The organism is Bacillus glycinifermentans (assembly GCF_001042475.2).
GTDB lineage: Bacteria > Bacillota > Bacilli > Bacillales > Bacillaceae > Bacillus > Bacillus glycinifermentans.
The window spans coordinates 1-16842 of the sequence record NZ_LECW02000051.1 but is presented as its reverse complement, the minus strand read 5'-3'; the positions used below and the strand labels follow the sequence as shown (position 1 = coordinate 16842).

The 16842-nt window shown below is 33.5% G+C and carries 23 protein-coding genes and 1 pseudogene; 20 read left to right on the top strand and 4 right to left on the bottom strand.

Annotation, left to right across the window (positions count from 1 at the left end):
• Nucleotides 1–15: 15 nt before the first annotated feature.
• The 8 genes and pseudogenes from AB447_RS22960 to AB447_RS22920 all read left to right on the top strand — a co-directional run.
• A pseudogene (locus AB447_RS22960) lies at nucleotides 16–420 on the top strand (SLOG family protein); the annotation flags it as partial.
• A gap of 15 nt (nucleotides 421–435) precedes the next feature.
• On the top strand, nucleotides 436–699 hold the full coding sequence (locus AB447_RS22955; protein WP_048355014.1) for a hypothetical protein: 264 nt from the start codon (nucleotides 436–438) through the stop codon (nucleotides 697–699).
• Nucleotides 700–873: 174 nt separating this feature from the next.
• A complete protein-coding gene (locus AB447_RS22950; protein ID WP_048355015.1) occupies nucleotides 874–1092 on the top strand; it encodes a hypothetical protein in 219 nt (72 codons plus the stop codon).
• 260 nt (nucleotides 1093–1352) lie between these two features.
• Nucleotides 1353–1553, top strand: a complete 201-nt coding sequence (locus AB447_RS22940) for a hypothetical protein (RefSeq protein ID WP_048355017.1) — start codon at nucleotides 1353–1355, stop codon at nucleotides 1551–1553.
• Nucleotides 1554–1585: 32 nt separating this feature from the next.
• Nucleotides 1586–1729: a hypothetical protein gene (locus AB447_RS26005; protein ID WP_164918129.1), complete on the top strand. Its 144-nt coding sequence runs from the start codon at nucleotides 1586–1588 to the stop codon at nucleotides 1727–1729.
• Nucleotides 1730–1815: 86 nt separating this feature from the next.
• Complete coding sequence (locus AB447_RS22935) at nucleotides 1816–2220, top strand: hypothetical protein (RefSeq protein ID WP_048355018.1); 405 nt, start codon at nucleotides 1816–1818, stop codon at nucleotides 2218–2220.
• Between the two features lie 41 nt (nucleotides 2221–2261).
• Nucleotides 2262–2768 (top strand): hypothetical protein, encoded by a 507-nt coding sequence (locus tag AB447_RS22930; protein ID WP_048355019.1) that lies wholly within the window; start codon nucleotides 2262–2264, stop codon nucleotides 2766–2768.
• 345 nt (nucleotides 2769–3113) lie between these two features.
• Nucleotides 3114–3317 (top strand): hypothetical protein, encoded by a 204-nt coding sequence (locus AB447_RS22920; protein WP_046132634.1) that lies wholly within the window; start codon nucleotides 3114–3116, stop codon nucleotides 3315–3317.
• A 66-nt stretch (nucleotides 3318–3383) separates the two neighbouring features.
• Here AB447_RS22920 and AB447_RS22915 read toward each other — a convergent pair whose 3' ends face one another.
• Nucleotides 3384–4196 (bottom strand): ATP-dependent DNA ligase, encoded by an 813-nt coding sequence (locus AB447_RS22915; protein WP_048355020.1) that lies wholly within the window; start codon nucleotides 4194–4196, stop codon nucleotides 3384–3386.
• Nucleotides 4197–4288: 92 nt separating this feature from the next.
• Here AB447_RS22915 and AB447_RS22910 point away from each other — a divergent pair, with 92 nt between their 5' ends.
• From AB447_RS22910 to AB447_RS22885, 6 genes are all read left to right on the top strand, one after another.
• The gene (locus tag AB447_RS22910; protein WP_046132632.1) at nucleotides 4289–4513 is read left to right on the top strand and encodes a hypothetical protein; all 225 of its coding nucleotides are present in this window, start codon (nucleotides 4289–4291) and stop codon (nucleotides 4511–4513) included.
• A complete protein-coding gene (locus tag AB447_RS22905; RefSeq protein ID WP_048355021.1) occupies nucleotides 4510–4869 on the top strand; it encodes a BC1872 family protein in 360 nt (119 codons plus the stop codon). Before AB447_RS22910 ends, AB447_RS22905 begins: the two co-directional genes overlap by 4 nt.
• Nucleotides 4870–4905: 36 nt before the next feature.
• Nucleotides 4906–5577: a hypothetical protein gene (locus AB447_RS22900; protein WP_048355022.1), complete on the top strand. Its 672-nt coding sequence runs from the start codon at nucleotides 4906–4908 to the stop codon at nucleotides 5575–5577.
• Nucleotides 5578–5610: 33 nt separating this feature from the next.
• Nucleotides 5611–6288 carry a metallophosphoesterase family protein gene (locus AB447_RS22895; RefSeq protein WP_053075418.1) on the top strand — a complete coding sequence of 226 codons (678 nt, stop codon included), beginning with the start codon at nucleotides 5611–5613 and terminating at the stop codon, nucleotides 6286–6288.
• 75 nt (nucleotides 6289–6363) lie between these two features.
• Entirely contained in the window at nucleotides 6364–6618 is a 255-nt protein-coding gene (locus AB447_RS22890; RefSeq protein ID WP_048355023.1) for a hypothetical protein, read from the top strand.
• A gap of 173 nt (nucleotides 6619–6791) precedes the next feature.
• Nucleotides 6792–8111, top strand: coding sequence for a hypothetical protein (locus AB447_RS22885; protein ID WP_048355024.1), 1320 nt, complete (start codon nucleotides 6792–6794; stop codon nucleotides 8109–8111).
• Between the two features lie 692 nt (nucleotides 8112–8803).
• Here AB447_RS22885 and AB447_RS22875 read toward each other — a convergent pair.
• From AB447_RS22875 to AB447_RS22865, 3 genes are read right to left on the bottom strand one after another with little or no spacing between them, the layout of a single operon-like run.
• A complete protein-coding gene (locus AB447_RS22875; protein ID WP_006640535.1) occupies nucleotides 8804–9163 on the bottom strand; it encodes a hypothetical protein in 360 nt (119 codons plus the stop codon).
• Nucleotides 9164–9193: 30 nt separating this feature from the next.
• Entirely contained in the window at nucleotides 9194–10084 is an 891-nt protein-coding gene (locus AB447_RS22870; RefSeq protein WP_048355026.1) for an SAR2788 family putative toxin, read from the bottom strand.
• A 17-nt stretch (nucleotides 10085–10101) separates the two neighbouring features.
• Complete coding sequence (locus AB447_RS22865) at nucleotides 10102–10992, bottom strand: S8 family peptidase (protein ID WP_053075419.1); 891 nt, start codon at nucleotides 10990–10992, stop codon at nucleotides 10102–10104.
• A gap of 243 nt (nucleotides 10993–11235) precedes the next feature.
• On the opposite strand from AB447_RS22865, the gene AB447_RS22860 reads away from it, so the two are divergent.
• The 6 genes from AB447_RS22860 to AB447_RS26000 all read left to right on the top strand — a co-directional run.
• Complete coding sequence (locus AB447_RS22860; RefSeq protein ID WP_057957765.1) at nucleotides 11236–11568, top strand: hypothetical protein; 333 nt, start codon at nucleotides 11236–11238, stop codon at nucleotides 11566–11568.
• Nucleotides 11569–11640: 72 nt separating this feature from the next.
• Nucleotides 11641–12879, top strand: coding sequence for a hypothetical protein (locus tag AB447_RS22855; RefSeq protein WP_048355027.1), 1239 nt, complete (start codon nucleotides 11641–11643; stop codon nucleotides 12877–12879).
• 50 nt (nucleotides 12880–12929) lie between these two features.
• The gene (locus tag AB447_RS22850; RefSeq protein WP_048355028.1) at nucleotides 12930–14048 is read left to right on the top strand and encodes an AAA family ATPase; all 1119 of its coding nucleotides are present in this window, start codon (nucleotides 12930–12932) and stop codon (nucleotides 14046–14048) included.
• A 58-nt stretch (nucleotides 14049–14106) separates the two neighbouring features.
• Nucleotides 14107–14649, top strand: a complete 543-nt coding sequence (locus tag AB447_RS22845) for a hypothetical protein (RefSeq protein WP_048355029.1) — start codon at nucleotides 14107–14109, stop codon at nucleotides 14647–14649.
• On the top strand, nucleotides 14649–16118 hold the full coding sequence (locus AB447_RS22840; protein ID WP_048355030.1) for a DnaB-like helicase C-terminal domain-containing protein: 1470 nt from the start codon (nucleotides 14649–14651) through the stop codon (nucleotides 16116–16118). Before AB447_RS22845 ends, AB447_RS22840 begins: the two co-directional genes overlap by 1 nt.
• A gap of 22 nt (nucleotides 16119–16140) precedes the next feature.
• On the top strand, nucleotides 16141–16842 hold a 702-nt coding region (locus AB447_RS26000; protein ID WP_057957764.1), incomplete at its 3' end, for a hypothetical protein.

Sequence of the window (16842 nt, the reverse complement as noted above, 5' to 3'; positions counted from 1 at the left end):
TTAGGGGGTTAACCCGATCAGGCTGCTTGCTGGTGTGTACATATTCTAAAGAAGAAATACCCGCATATCAAAAACATAATTGCTACACCTTTCAAAGAACAAGACAAAGTGTGGTCTTCAGAACAAAAAATGTGGTACAAACGTATGCTTGAAGTTGCGGATGAGATTGTCAATGTTGAAGAATTGGAGAAATATAAAGTTAGTGAAGCTGTACCAGGTGAGTTTTCACCAGCTAAGATGCAGAAACGAAATGAATACATGATTGATCACAGTGAAGCAATAGTAGCTGTTTATGACGGAAGTAAAAGTGGGACAAGGAACTGTCTGAATTACGCTAGGAAAACATACTTAGGACATCAAATTTGGAGGCTGCATCCGAAATGTGATTTTGAATTGGATATAAGCTATACGCCTGGATGAGGAGGAATATATAACATGAATGAATTTAAGATTGTGAATTTAGATGGAGTTAATTGGGGATCGCATAATGACGAAACTTTAGATTTCAAAGAATTGATTACAGGAGGAACGATTGCAGTAGGCGACGTTGTTAAAGTTGAAGGACGAGGCGATTGCCCACTTCCTCTAAGGGAGAACCAATTTTGCATAACATTTAACAAAGAAAATGAATTGTTTCTTGAAGAACCATTCACTTTAGAAGAATGCAAATCATTGTTTGGTGCAGAATTTAAATATTGAATTAAAAGGATTATTTTATCCAGAGAGGGGATGGAAGTATCGGTTACATCAAATACATATTCGAAACAGCCTGGTTCAACTTAGTATGGTTTAAATGGCATTTGAAAGCAGATATCAAAGTATTTGAGAATTGCAGATGGGAAGACTATGTAGAATCCAAGAGGAGGCACAATGATGAATTACAATCTTAATGATGAGACTCTTAAAGAGATTTTTGATTTTTATTTTGAGTCTCATGGACAGAAAGTGGAAGAAGTTCAGTTTCTTGAAAACCGTGTTCTTGTAAGAACTAAATCAAAAGTCAATAAGCGTATTGATATTCCTGAATTCATACATAAAAGACCGCACAGAACAAAATATGCGAAAGTGAAGGCACTGTTAGCTGTTAAATGATAAAGCGAAATAAGGAAAGGGTGAAAAGAATGGATTTAGTTGTCTTTAAAAGAGATGTTTTCTTTGAGGATGAACACAGGAACCGCATTTTCAAAAAGGGTAAGGAATATGAAATATTAAGCGAGGATAAAGAGTTCATATATGTCAATTCCAAGCCGAAAACAAACGAATGTTCACAAATCCCAAAAAAAGAAGAAGGTTTTATTTTTGAATACAAGTAATGTGGCCTTCACCAAAACAGGGGAAGGGAAGGTGGGGAAATGACAGAAGAAAAAGAGTTCACACGGCTAAAAAGAAAGACACAAAAACTCATTGAAAAATGCGACGAAAAAGGGATCGAGTTTAATGATATTGAAATTTCCACGATTTCAAGAGTTGGACATGCTGAAAGCATGAAAGATTTATCTTGGTTAGTTTTATATATGATGGAAGGTTTTTTTGAAAAATATAAGGTCAGGTAATGGCGCGGGTGCCGGAAAGGAGAATGAAAGATATGAAAAAGGGTTATCGAGTTTTTGATTCCCGAAACAACGCTTCATTTTTTGAAGGAACTGAATGGGAGTGTATGGATTTTATTCTAAAGAATTACCCAGGAGAAGATTTTGCACATGTTTTAATTGGGGAAAACGAGTTTTAAAAACACGTAATGCAGCGATAGATTAAATTAAAATCGTCATTTTAAACAAATTAAAAGATTACTTCATCGAGTGGGAGGAGGATTATATGGGTTTAGATGTAACACATGGCGCCTTCAGTGGGGCATACTCGGCGTTTAATAATCTTAGAAGGTTTTTATTAAGATCAATTGGAGGTAGTTGGCCGCCTCACGATGATAAAAAATTAAAGGATGGCTATTGGTATTTTGGTGATGGTTATTCCACAAAAACGCATAAGGGGCTAACTGAGTTTTTCGGTCATTCAGATTGTGATGGTGAAATTAGTCCTGAAATGTGTAAAATTGTTGCGGATGAATTAGAAGCCATCTTGCCATATGTAGAAGAGTTAGCGAAAAAAGAAATGTCTCATGGTCATATATTACGTGATGGTGGATACATAGTGTGTACAAAACAGTTTATTGCTGGCTGCAGACTAGCACATGAATTAAATGAACCATTGGAGTTTAGATAAAAGCATGTTTTTATCTGAAAGTAATTAAAAGGGGAAAATTAATGAAGGATATTCAATTTTTAAAGGAGCTGCAGGAAGAACTACGAACACAAGACACAGATTGCCAGGCAGCACCTCGTTTTTGGGCATTGATGGACTACAGGTGGAGAGAAACCACAGAGGGAGAACATGAAAGGGTAAGCATTTATTCTTCCGATGAAGCCGAATGTTATGAGTTAAGCGAATATGCTGAAGATATTCTCGATGATAAATACAACATGTACGCAGAGGAAATGCTTGAAGAGCTTAGAGAACTCTATGACCTGGATGATGAAAGCGAAATGCTTGAATGGATAGCTCAAAATGTTAATGATGAAACTTTTCCGATTTTTGAAATAGAAGAATCATTTATTGTTCCTAACACTATGTTTCTGACAAAAAAAGAAGCAAAAGAACATATCAAAAGAAATCGACACCATTACACTAAAAAGGTACATACATACGCTATGACAGCTTGGAGAGCACCAAAAGTTGAGCGCTTAATGAAAATATTAGAGACGTTTGATTAGGATTCAATTAAAACCAAATAAATATGGTTTTAGCTCAAATACTCAAGGCAGAGCCCACCGCATCTACAATACCAGCAAAATCAACAACTGTAGATACATTACTCATAAGTTCTAAAGAGTGGTTTGTCAAATACATAAAATCAGCCCCAGTTAAAAAATTTGTTGCTAAGATTAAGAATGTCAAAAAAGTGAATTTTAAAGCTGGTTTGTTTTGGGTGTAGGAGCAGCCTTGAATATTTGAGCTTGTACATAATGTACCATATTTTAATCAATTAGTCTAAATACCTCTTACGTTCTAGTTAAATAGTTATTTTATTGGAAAAGGTGAGATAGGGGAGGGTAGTATTGTTACCAAATCAACGATCAAAAGAACAAAGGATGCATGATTATATTACAGCCATACAACAGATTGAATGGATTTGCAACAGAGCACGTAGACACGGAGTAGATATGAATAATGTAACAGAGATAGAAGAAGCAGTAGACATGGCGTTGGGAAGAGATGAAGAAACTCAAAAGTGGATGAGAAAACAAAAACTAATTGAATAATGTATTAAATTTTCACTTAGGAAATGGAGGATGGATTGTAGCAAGAGGTTTATGTAATGGAGAGCATTAATCTCTCCAAGAATTAAATGAGGGGATACGAAGCTTGCCATTTTTAGTCTTAAAACGGTGCTTCACATTACATAATAAAGGCTTAATGAATACATAATCATCAGTTTCATATTCTATTTGCTTGATAGAATGGAAGTATTTGCGCTCATCGAATGGCATAAATTCCATGAATCCGGCAGCTAAACCGTCAGGATAACTTAGAAAAAACTTGATATCCTCCTTAGTGTATCCAGTAATAAGCACGTCAGTGTACTGATAATTTATAATCTTGATCCAGTTTACTGATCTATTGTTGATCTCGTAAGGGGAATTTGCTTTCTTAAGTACGATTCCTTCAAGATTCTTTTCTTTGGCCATTTCAAAATAAGCTTTGCCTTTACCTTGAATTCCTTCAACAGTGAAGATATTCGGATGGTTAAGGTTTAGCGATCTTAGGAATTCCTTGCGTTTAACAAGTGGCTCTGAAGCTATTGAAATTTCATTTAGTCTTATGACATCAAACACACAATAAACAATTTGATGAGAAGATTTGCTTGATTGAAAACGTTCCATAACAGATTCAAAATCGGGTAACCCATCTGAATTAGTAACGATAATTTCCCCATCTAAGACTGTCCCTTCGGGAATATCAATATCATGCAGCTCAGGGAATTTATTTGTGACTTCATTATTATGGCGCGTGTAGAGCTTAATCTTACCATCTTGCTTAGATAGGATGATTCGTATTCCATCAAATTTAAGCTCAGTAATGTAGTCTTCATCATCAAAGGGCTCTTTGGCTGAATCAAGCAGCATTGGAGCTATAAACAAAAAACCACCTCCATTTAAATATCTTATCTAAGGGGAGATGTTATTTAAAGTAAAATGCTGATGGTACTTAATGGATTAAAAGGAGGGATGTAATGCACCAAGCAACAGTGCAGCTCAAAGATGTGAAAGTATTGATTAGGGGAATCTGGACAAAGAAGAAATTCACTGAAATAGAGCGCGGCCAGACGTTTATGATAGAGGAAGATGGAGTTTTTAAGAAATACATAGCAAGAACAGAACCGTATTGGGATGAGGAATTTGAAGCTTTTGTTGTTGATGTGATGGATAAAAACAAATTGAGAAGAGGGATTAGATGAGAAGTAATGCTGTAATTAATGAATTGATTCAAGACCGATTATTCAACGGTTACAAGAAGAAAATCACTCCAGATGAATGTTTTGAGCTTTTAGGGGATATTGTGGCCGATGAATTGGCTTTTGATAATGATGGGAAAGTGGTTAATCTTAAAAATTTTGCAGGAGAAATGAGTTTAGCATTACAGGTGGTTGAGAAGCTACAAAAAGATTATGGACTGAATTTTTATTTATCAAGAGAACACGATTTTATCGGTCTGGAAGATTGGTGTGCTTCTTTTGATGAGTATGAAGCTTGGGCAGAAAAGCCAGAGAAAGCAACATGCTTAGCGGCATTAAAAGCACTGAAAATTAGATAAAACAGAAATTTTATGAAAAATTAAAGGAGGATATTAATGAATTATTTTTATGAAGAAGATTTTTATCATGAACCAAGCGAATTTGAGATGAAGATGAATGAATTGAAGGAAAGTTTATTGAGTTCAGTTAAAGAAGAATATGTAGCCGAGATGAATCGTCTTAAAAAGGAAAACCAAGAACTGCAAATCATTAAAGTAAATTTCGAGAATATAAAAAATGACTACAGGAAAAAGAGATACGAATTAGATTGTGAGCGCCAAGAATTAAAAAGAAAAATTAGAAAAGAACGGCTATCAGAGCTTATGAAAGATTTTGAAGTAACTATGTACCGAGCAGATTATGAACTTATAGAGCAACCTAAATGTAATAAATGTAATGCTCAACGAAAAATTGAATATCTGACTCCCTTGGGCAAAACGGCGTATGAGACTTGTGATTGTGCTGAAAAAGAGGAATTTTTTATTCCAAAAGAGTTCATTTGTCACGAGTTTCGTATGAATAATGATGGAAATAATATTCTTGCTTGGTACAAATCGAGAGAAAGTTGTGGTGAAGATTATTTTACTCATGAAATATCAACATTTGCCAAAACAATTTACAACTCTGGAATGGACTTTGAAAAATTAGATAGATGGGACACTTTCTTTAAAACAAAAGAGGAATGTCAGGACTATTGCGATTATATGAATAAGAACAATATTGAATAAAAACAATATTTTATTATAAAAGGAGAGGATGGATTGAAGTATAATAAAACTTTTGTAATCAGTGATATACATGGTGAGTATGAAAAGTTCGAGGAATTAATGAAGCATTGGGATCCGGAAACGATGAACCTTGCTATTCTCGGAGATATGATTGATCGAGGCGAGAATTCATTAAAAGTCGTTCAAAAAGTTATGCAGCTCAAAAAGGAATACCAAGACCAGGTAGTTGTCCTGAAAGGCAACCATGAAGACATGCTTTTGTTATTTTTGGAAGTGCAGGACTATGAAACAGGAGACTGGTATTTTAATAACGGCGGCAATCGAACTTGTGCAAGCTTCGTTGAGGATGAATACATATTCTTTAAAAGCTATGAGGAAAGAGCAAGACAGATGATGCAGCGAAAAGATGAGATTAAATTTATTAGAGAACTTCCAATGTATTATGAATTTGGTGATGTTTTATTTGTTCATGCAGGGATAAACCCTTTATTAAATGACTGGAAGGAAACACCTAGGAATGATTTTCTCTGGAGCAGAGGATGTTGGAATTTCAAAAACCAAACAGGGAAAATAGTTGTTTTTGGTCACACCATTACTCAATTTCTTCATCCAGATAAAAGAAATGATATTTGGATTAGTGAATGCGGAACCTATGTCGATATTGATGGAGGCGCAGTTTTTGGAGGACAGTTAAATGCAATAAATAAATGATAAAGGTGAAATCCTAGAAAAGTATAAAGTATTATAAGTATATAAACTAATTAAAAATAAAAAGGGTGAATATTCATGTCGGTTGAACAACTATGCGGAGGACAATGTACAGAAGAAACAATTGAATTGGTCAGAAAGCAATTACTGCAGCAACAAAGTTCCTTACTCACTCAAAAAGCAAACATTGAGGCTAAGATTAGACGTCTGACAGATTTACTGCAATTAGAAAATGACAACCTTGAAAAGGTTAAATGTAAATTAGGAAAGATACAGTGTGAGCTTGAGGAACTGGATTGTTTAAAGAAAGCCTTGTATGAAGAGGAATTTTGATAGGAGAATAATAAAATTCCAAAGAAAGGATCTTTTTAGATCCTTTTTTCATTTAAACATCTTTGGAAATAAACCCATATAAATGGATGTTTAAACCCAAAAAAACAAAAAAATAGTTGTTTTTGGGTTATTCGTATGTTAATTTATAGTAGTAATGTCAAAGGAGGGAATGTTTGAATAAAAAGGTATTGATTACTCTTGCTTCAATGTCGCTCATTTTTACAACACCAATTGCTCAGGCAAAAGGAGAAGAACTAGAAACGGAGATTAATCCAAAATCAAAGGAAGTAATGTTGGATTGGAATGATGTTGGGGATAGGTATGAAGTTTATTCTGAAGGTAAGCTGGTATGGAAGGGGACTGAGTCGAACTATATTCAAAAAGACTTATCTCCGTCTAGTCCACAAAGATATGATATTGTAGCATATAAAGATGGTAAGAAAGCGGACACGATTAATGTTGATACTAGGACATTGCCAGAAAAACAAGCAGCGATTAAAAATGTCTCTGATGAAGAAGCGCCTAATCCATTACAGTCTGATGGGTACATAGACAGTACGATTAATGATAATGTGCTGACTTTAAAATTAAGAGGAAATGTCCAAGATGATTTTGATGGAAAACTTAAAGTATACAAAGATGAAAAACTCTTAGACGATGACGCTGAAGAGACATTTGTAGATGAAGATGTTAAACCTGGGGAAATTTATGTTTATAAATTTGTTGCTTTAGAAAAATTAAGTGAATCTGAAATTGAACAGGTAAACAAGGAGTTTGAAAAAAGAGGGGAAACAATCAGATTTGATCAAATGAAAGATTATTATTTTAGACCACACGAATACATTAAAGCGATTAAGATTCCTGAGAAGAATGAAAAAGTGAATAGCCTCGCTTGGGAACCTCCAGTTGGCCCACATCCCAACCAGACAGGTATAATGTATAGAACTTTTATTCCAAACAAACTTGTACCTGCAAAGTCTATTGTCAGTGGATGGACTAACGGAGATCAATTTGGTGGAGATAACAGATCTTTTAGTTTTTCGGGTGGATCTCATCGCACCCAAGTTGAAGCAGTAGCTAGATTTACATCAAGTGGATCAACAACATACTTTAGGAAGCATGTTGGTTTGACAAAATTATATGACAAAAAGGGAAAGTTCAAAAAGCAAAATCGAGCCTCGTCTAAGGACATCACTTTACAGCAGGGAAATAAAAACAAGAGCCAGAATTACTTTCTCATTAATCATAACGCCAAAGTAGCTTTTAATGACTTTGGTTGGCTTACTCCTGGCATAAGCTATACTGTAGGCGTAGTAGTTTATAAAAATGGTCGGTTAACGGCAACCGGAAGCAGAGACCAGGCGCCAAGCCATGAAATGTACGCCTATATTCCGTATTCCGATGCAATGGTTCCGCTATTTAAAGCAAATAATAAGGGCTTTGAATATCTTGCGCCACCAATGCCTAATGCTCGTATAAATGTAAGCATATAAAACGTTAAAAACGCACTGGCTTTTTAAGAGTCAGTGCGTTTCGTCTTTATAAAAGGTAAAACTAGGCTCATTAGTAAAGTGCTTATTGCCGTCATGCCTGCGAAAGTGAAATCTTTTAACTGGAGATAGATTATGAAGCTATTAGCCGAAACTGTCAGTATAGTGACTAAGACTATTCTAGTAGTGGATTGAAGTTTGAAAAGTTTATTAAAAATGAAGTGGAATAAGAAATATTCAATTAATGCAAGTATGGGAATGTAGGAAAACAATATGAAAGCATAATTGAAGGAATCTCTCCAATTTTCAAATACACCAACTCGGTAAAGATTTAAATAAATTAAAGACAAAAAAGTAAGGTGGCAGATTAAAAATCCAGCAATAATCTTTTTGAATATATCCATAAAATGCCCTTTCATTCCTTTTTTTGATTATTATACGCGAATGTTCATCTTTAATAAAGACTGCAAAAGTCTCAGTGTCATTTTAATGCTGAAAGAGAGCCGTGATAAGGTTGAGATTTAATTGGCTAATATCGAGCTGTGTTCTGCAGCTCGATTGTTTCAAATAAAACTGTCATTTTAACGGGAAGTTAATTAACGGTGGGGGAGTGATAGCAAGAGTATCCCTGTATATGTGTATTTTAGTGAGTAGATAAGAAAAAGCCCATAAGGGCTTTTTCTAAGGTTGGGATATTAATTAATGCCATCAATATCGAGATTTTCCATGTCAAGATTTAGGGCTTTCAATTGTTTCATTAAAACTTCAAATTTTAAGCACTCCCCATTTTTTAAATCTTCTGGAATTTCTTCAGGATGAGCAATTTTCATCCCAGCCTCGATCCATTGTTTTCGATACAATTGAAATGCAGCCTCAATTAAATGATCTGGAGTTACAATAAAGCCTAAACTCACATCATGATCTTCACTGTAGCCAAATTCAAAATTGCAACATGGACAAATTTCAAATGTTTTTTGATACTCGCCATTATCTAAAAGTTTTTCATTTAATCCTTTATATCCGCATACTAGACAGGAATATAATTCTTTTTCCAATATTGATCCCCCATTTATTATTTTATTTAATTATTGCCGTTTATAATATTCATAACCAGCTTTTTTATTTGGATGTTTTGGCTTGAAATATGTAATAATCACATCTTTATCCTTTTGTCGTTCTACTGCTAAAAATTCATTGGTCTTTTTATTATACTTATAGTAACGATATTTACCATTGAATTTTTTCTTGCTCCTTTTTTGGAGAACTGTTTTGCTAGTAGCTTTCCCTAAAAATGTTCGTGCTTTATTCAAATATTGAGATTTGGAGATATTACCGAACTCTTTTTTGTGCTTTTTGTAATGAGAATCTAATTTCGACATATTTACTTTTCGTACAGCTTTTGACGCTGAGGTTTTTTTACCATATTTTTTCGTTGCTTTTTTGACACTGGATTTTCCAAATTTCTTAATAGCTTGTTTAATGCCAATACGTGCAACAGTAATAGCAATTACAACTAAAGGATACCATGAAGCTTTAACTTCAGCAGTATTTACTTTAAATTGTTCTCCTGTTTCAGTGTCAGTTAAAGTTGCAATAAAATCTCCATCATCATTTATATCTTGTAATTCCACTTCAAAATCGCCCTGAAAAAGTGTACCATTATCATCTTTTGCTTCTGCGGAAACAATTATGTCACTAGTATCTAAATTTAATTCTAATTCACCATCAACCGATAAATCATCTGTTTCAATCTTTGTTTGAATAGTTGCTTCATTACCATCGACTTGGCTTTCTAATGCAACATCATTACCATTGACAGACTCACCAAAGAAATCTTCTGTTTCAGATTCTATTTGCTCCTTATTAATTACATCTTCATAATTGTTTTCTGTTTGGTTTGTTGTTGCAGAGGAAAAACTCGTCCCTACGTTATAAAATACAAAAACAGCTAACAAAAAGCTAATAAAATATTTCAATTTAATTCTCCTTTTTCTTAGTCATATTGTGTTAACCCGTAACCATAGTCTTCTTTCCTTCCTAAATCTTTTGCTGTGCTCTTTAAATAATTCAAGACATCTTTCCTTTCATACTCTGGATTTTTCGATAGGATATTTGATACTATACCTGTGACAAAAGCTGTTGCAAAGGATGTGCCATCAACGGTTTCTAATTTGCCTGAATGAGTCAAAACAGGAATTTGAACGCCAGGTGCAACAAAATCAACCTTGCCTTTAGCTGCAAATTTATCTCTTCTTAGGTTTTTATCGACAGAAGAAACAGATATGACATTTTGATATTTTGCTGGATAATCTGCTGAAAGACCTAATGTATTCCCAGCAGAAGCGATAACTATAATATTTTTCTCGATTGCTTTGTCAATAGCATGTTTTAACTTTTTGTCATCTTTTTGAAAACCAAAGCTAAGATTAATGATGTCAACATCCTGCTTGATACTCCAATCGATTCCGTTAATTACATCATCAATGTCACCACCTCCTTTATCGTTAAGTACCTTTACATCAAATAATTTCACATTAGGTGATACGCCATGAACTGTTCGTTTATTAGCAGGAGCCAATAAGATACTGGCTATAGCAGTACCATGACCTAAAGAATCTGTGGTAGTAGGCTTATTGTTTATAGCATCATATGAAATTATTGAACTATTCTTAAAAAATGATAGAGAACTATTGACTCCACTATCCAATAATGCTACCTTTACAGGTTCTTTAGGTGAATACAATTTGACTTTTTCATTTGGGAAAACAGCACAAAGTGCCCAATTTTTTTCACAGTCACTTTTTGAAAAAGAAATTTGGGAGCTGTTATTAGTGCAACTAGCAAGTAATATTAACAAAATCAAAGTAAAAACAACGTTTTTCAATCTAATAACCTCTTTCAATTACCTTTTCCACCATAATTTAACCAATACAAGAAAATAATATAATATTTCCATTTGCAAGTAAAGATGGGAATATATAATTCTTAATCTTAGAAAAATTAAATATATAATAATAGAAGGTAATGTTAACTGTTAACCTGATAATAAAAAAATTTTCAATTTGTATTTACATAAACAAATTAAAAAGATATAATGGAATCATCCCATTGAGAGAGAGGTGAGAAAATGAAAATGTTAAAAGTTACAAACGATGCTTTAAATTACTACAGGAAAAGCGTCAAGGGGAATAAAAACATAACAGAAGAACAGGCAAGAGCGAAACTTACCCGAAATGTAAAACTGGTTCAAGCTGAAGCACCGGAGCGTGTTCTAAGAATTGGGCTCTTTTCAAAGGTTTATATGTACCATGATCTCCATATAACGGTGAGGAATGGGAAGGTTATTAAAATTGTAAATCATAAGAGACCAAGATTTTCGAAGAAAAGATACATAGAATTATCGAAAGCTTTAGGCATCAAAGACATAAAGTATTACAGAAAGCATTGCATAGCTAGGTAGCGTACATAAACATATTCTGAGTCATTATTTTAAATCAATTAAAAGTACATTTATAATATGGAGGAATGATTTTTGAGCAGATTATACAATACATTTGAATTCATTGGTACCTTATTTATTCCTAACAACAAAGAGAAATTCCATGATATCACTGAATTTGATTCAGGGTGGGTTAAACATCGTCTAAATTTTGCAATTCAGGAATCTAAGACAAATAGCGTCTTTGTTGAAATTGAAGGAGGGTACTCTAAAAGCAAACCAAATAAAGTATTCTCTTTCAGTAAAGGGACTGAAAATAATAAAGGTTCCAAATTAGAAATTCCGTGGGAAGATCGTTTGAATGAAGAAACAGTAGACATGGTGGCTGATTTCTCAAAAATCATTATTGATTTAAACGAGGAGTACAATAAAGACAGATTAAAAGAGTTAAGATACAAAATTAGAGGGTTAGAAATAAAAGATGATTTGACCGATGAAGACAAAGAGAAATTATCTAAACTGAAACAAGAATACAAAGAATTAAATACAAATGGATACGAATTTATTCATGAATATGATGCAATTCAATTCTTGTCAGAAAACCTTGAAAAGTATAAGGACAGAAAATTCAAGATCAAAGGAGATATTGAATATAACTCATGGAAAGGAAGAATCTTTAGGAAATTCTCCATTCGCAGCATGGAAATTGTAAGTAACGTAACCCCATCTCAGTTGAGAGCCACAATGGATATTTTCTTTACTAAAGATTCATTAGATGAAAAAGATTTCAAGGAAGAAAAAAAATTATACATAGATGGATATGTTCTCAGTTATGATAACCAAATCAAAAAGGACAGATTTTTTCCTCAACAATTAATTATCAATGCTCAAAAATTAGACTTTGATAATGAAACGCACATGAAACGTTTAGAGTTATTAAAAAGCTTCTTTAAAGTAAAGGGAAAAGGTGTTTACCATTTACAATGGGAAGTGAACATTTTCAGAGGCGCAGATGAGATTGAATTTACTGAAGAAAATTTAACCGCAAGCCAAAAAGAAATGATTACATTAGGTTTAAATACTCTTGACGACTTTAAACCTAAGGGTGGTTTATTAGGTGAAAGTCGGGAAGAAAATAGACTGATTAAACCGATTTTAAAGAAAATAAATGACACTAATAATTTCACTGAGGGAGCAATTGAGTCTACATATGAAGTTGAAGACTTAGTTTATGTTTCAGAGGAACCTAAAAATGAAGAAAAACCGGAAGATGAGGAAACAAAGCCAACCGAAGAAGAAAAAGAAGCTGCATTCGATGACTTATTTTCTTGAATGTTGAAAGATCCAACAATGTAAATTAATTAAAAGGAGAGATATGAAATATGGCGAGACGTTTTGGCAAGAAAAACAAAATTAAACTTGATCCACTTGCTTATAACATTGGAATCATTGGAGAGTCAGGTATTGGTAAAACAACCTTGGCGAAAGAAGTATGCGAGAGCCTTGTTGGTGAAGATGGATATATAATTCTAAATATCGGCAAGGAAGATGGAATTGATGCAATTCCAAATGCGATTAAAGAAGATGTTCCAGATTGGAAAACTTTCGAAGAGCTTACAGAAGATATTATTGAAAATAGAACGACAGATTATAAAGATTTGAAAGTATTAGTCTACGATACTTTTGATGAATTAATTAAAATAACAGAACCTGAAGTTATTCGATTACATAATAAAGCTAATCCCGAGAAAAGAGTAAATACAATTAAAGCAGCATTTGGTGGATTCCAGGCAGGTGAAGATAAAGCTGTTGAATTGATTCTCGATAAGATGTGGGAGTTAAAGAATGTCGGTATCAGTATGTTTATTTTGGGACATACGAAGAAAAGAACAATGACAGACGTGGTTACAGGTTTAGAATATGACATGTTGACAACTAACATGACACACAAATACTTTAATGCAATTAAGACAAAGCTTCATGTTTTAGGGGTTGCATCTATCAATCGCTCAATTGAAAAGAAAACTGTCAAACAAAAAATTGGCCCAGACAAAACGATTGGGACTGTTGTTGATGAATCAAGAATCATTACCTTTAGAGATGATAATTTTAATATTGATTCTAAATCTAGGTTTTCAGATATTGTTCCTTCAATCCCTTTAGATAAAGACGAGTTTATTAAAGCAATTCAAGGAGCAATTAAGGCTGCTTTTGAGAAACAAAAAAACAAATCCCGCAATATTCAAGAGGAAAAGGAATTACAAGAAAAACAGAAAGAAGAAGAAATTCAAAATGCAGTTGAGGAGGTGTCTAATAAAATTGATGCCACCAAGAATGAAGAATTAACAGAAAAAATTAAAACGTTATTTGCTACTGCAACAGAGGAAGGAAAAGAAAAAATGAAAAAAATAATGGAAGAATATGACATTAAGGATTTCAAAGGAATTAACACCACACCAACTGAAGCATTTAAGAAAATTGTCAATGTTTTAAGCAATTAAATGAACATATAGGGGAGTATTTTCTCCCCTAAAGATTTTATATGAGGGGAGAGTTTTCTTGGCTAGAAGATGTGTTTGCCAAATCTGTAAAGCGAAAGGGAATACCGATACTTTTTATAAAGTTACAGATCAAAATGGAAAAAATAAATATTATTGTAACAAGGAAGAGTATGAACGTTTTATAAATGATAAATTAAAAAGAGATAACTTATTCAAATTCATTTCTGAGGAAGTTTTTGAATATGATCCTGGACAAATCATACCTCCTGTCATGGTAAAGAGTCTAAATAATCTACATACATTTTATGATTACGAAGTAATTCAAGAATGTTTTGATGAGTGTCAATCAGACATCAAATATTGGCTCAATGCTAAAAATTTTAGCAGCGAATATCATATGGTTAGATATGTTATGAAGATCATAGAGAGTAAAATAAATGACGTTTATAAAAAGTGGAAGCTTAAACAGAAACAAAAAGCTGAAGAAGAAAACAATGTTTTGGACTTTAGCATTATTAATGAAATGGAAAAAGTAACTCCTAATTCAAATTCTAATAACAAGGGAAACATACTTGATTTTTTGGATGAGGAGGACATTTAATGAATTCCCTTGACAGCTATCCTAGTGAGCTTACGGAAAACAGAGAACAAATTGAAGCAAGTTTTATATTTTGTTTATGGAAGAATCCAGACTTGTATGATGATTACAAAAAAGAAATTCGTGCAGACAGAGACTTGTTAACTGAGGATGGAAAGTTTTATTATACTCTCGGTCTTGAAATGAGCAACATGAATTATAGAAGTTTTGATGACGCGAGCATATTCAGTTATATAGAAGGTAAGGATGCAATTAAAAATGGATTTATAAGAAGAGGCGGAATCAAGACTGTTGATGAAATCAAGAGTATTTTAAATGAAGAAAATATTGATACATACTTTGATGAACTAATTAAAAGCAATATGTTATTGCAGTTGTATGATAAAGGATTTAATGTAACAAAAGAGCTTGATAAGTTTAAGAAAATGACTAGTTCTCAACTGTATAGTTACTTTGAGTATCAATTAGACAATGTTTTTTTAGGGCGAGGTGCGGGAGTAAAGATTGAAGATTTGGATTTAGGGGATGACTTCATTGCTTCCATCGAAAACGGGGAAGAAATGGGACTGAGTTATGCGGCAGCGGCTCCACTTTTGAATTATCACACTTTGGGACTTCACAAATCAAACGTCCAAATTTTTGCTGGATTTAGTGGTACGGGGAAAACGAGTTTTTGCATAAGATCCTATGTAATGTCTATTCTAGATCAGGGTGAAAAAATAACAATAATCGCAAACGAAATGAATAAACGAGCATGGCAGCATATATTTATGGCGACAATTCTTAGTCACAAAATTGGATATTATGGTCTTCCTAGAAAGAGACAAAAAATGGGGAATTTAAATGAAGAACAATTGAACAAATTGAGAGAAGCCAAAAAGTATTATGAGGATCATTACAAGGGAAGAATTAAATTTGCAAAAATTTATGATTACAGTATCAATGATGTTAAAAGAATTATGAGAAAAATGGCGAAACAAGGTTTTGGATTCATGCTTTACGATACGTTTAAAGCTGAAGATGCCTCATCCACAACAGTAACGGGGGAGTTAGTCGAAGCATCAAAACAACTTCTTCAGGTAGCTGAAAAAGAAAATATCGGCATTATCATTACAATGCAATTAGCTATTTATATGGAAAACACAAGATATTTAACTGCAGCTTGTCTATCTAATGCAAAAGGGGTAAAAGAAATCGTTTCAGAATTGGTTTTAACTAGGCCATTATGGGAAGATGAGTTTCCTGGTAAAAAATATGATGTAAAACCATATCGGTTTAAGAAAGATTCCAAGGGAAAATATACAAAAACAAAAGAGTATTTAGAATTAGATCCAAATAAAAAATATAAATTAGTCTTTTTAGATAAGACAAGAAATGACGAGGGTGAAACAGTAATTCTTTTTCAGTTCGATGGAGCCTGGAATAAGTGGACAGAGCTAGGGTATTGTACTCCAAAACATCAGCGTACATGATTGCCGAAGGGTAGGTGAATTCATGGACGTATATGCTCTTAAAAATTACATAATTGAAAAACCAGAATACATAAAACAAATTCTAGAAGAGACGGGTTTTTTTAAGGTTTATGACCGCGGTGATGAATACAGATGTGCAAGGGAAGCAGGAAGAAACCCAACGTCAGTTAAAGTCAATAAGCAAACACTAAGTGCTTTTTGTTTTTCAACAAACTTAAATGGGGATCTCATAACTCTTATACGTGACAAGCTAGGGCTTTCATTTCCTAAAACAATTCAAAGAATAGCAAAAATAATCGGGTTTAGAGAAGATGACTTTGTTGAAATAGAAGCTCCTAAAACACCGTTTGGAGGGTTTTACAAAAAGCTAAGGAAAATTAGCAATCCTCAAAATTTGGACATAGAAACGTATAATGATGAAATTCTAGATAGGTATGAATCAAAGCCGAATCTTCTCTTTTATCAAGATGGAATCTCTTTATTTGCTCAGCGGGTTTTCAATGTGGGATACGATTGTGTAACTGGAAGAATAACTGTTCCGTGGAAAAGCTTTAGTGGGGAGTTATGTGGAGTGATGGGTAGATTGAACAAAAAACAAATTAATGAGGGGGAAACAAAATGGCTGCCTATAATTCCTTTTCCTAAATCTAAAACATTGTATGGTTTTGTTGAAAATTATGATGCAATTCGAGAAAAAGGGATAGTGATGATCGGGTTAACCCCC

Coding starts and splice junctions, on each gene's coding strand:
- AB447_RS22955 (WP_048355014.1), top strand. CDS start 436: ATGAATGAATTTAAGATTGTGAATTTAGATGGAGTTAATTGGGGATCG.
- AB447_RS22950 (WP_048355015.1), top strand. CDS start 874: ATGAATTACAATCTTAATGATGAGACTCTTAAAGAGATTTTTGATTTT.
- AB447_RS22940 (WP_048355017.1), top strand. CDS start 1,353: ATGACAGAAGAAAAAGAGTTCACACGGCTAAAAAGAAAGACACAAAAA.
- AB447_RS26005 (WP_164918129.1), top strand. CDS start 1,586: ATGAAAAAGGGTTATCGAGTTTTTGATTCCCGAAACAACGCTTCATTT.
- AB447_RS22935 (WP_048355018.1), top strand. CDS start 1,816: ATGGGTTTAGATGTAACACATGGCGCCTTCAGTGGGGCATACTCGGCG.
- AB447_RS22930 (WP_048355019.1), top strand. CDS start 2,262: ATGAAGGATATTCAATTTTTAAAGGAGCTGCAGGAAGAACTACGAACA.
- AB447_RS22910 (WP_046132632.1), top strand. CDS start 4,289: ATGCACCAAGCAACAGTGCAGCTCAAAGATGTGAAAGTATTGATTAGG.
- AB447_RS22905 (WP_048355021.1), top strand. CDS start 4,510: ATGAGAAGTAATGCTGTAATTAATGAATTGATTCAAGACCGATTATTC.
- AB447_RS22900 (WP_048355022.1), top strand. CDS start 4,906: ATGAATTATTTTTATGAAGAAGATTTTTATCATGAACCAAGCGAATTT.
- AB447_RS22890 (WP_048355023.1), top strand. CDS start 6,364: ATGTCGGTTGAACAACTATGCGGAGGACAATGTACAGAAGAAACAATT.
- AB447_RS22860 (WP_057957765.1), top strand. CDS start 11,236: ATGAAAATGTTAAAAGTTACAAACGATGCTTTAAATTACTACAGGAAA.
- AB447_RS22850 (WP_048355028.1), top strand. CDS start 12,930: ATGGCGAGACGTTTTGGCAAGAAAAACAAAATTAAACTTGATCCACTT.
- AB447_RS22840 (WP_048355030.1), top strand. CDS start 14,649: ATGAATTCCCTTGACAGCTATCCTAGTGAGCTTACGGAAAACAGAGAA.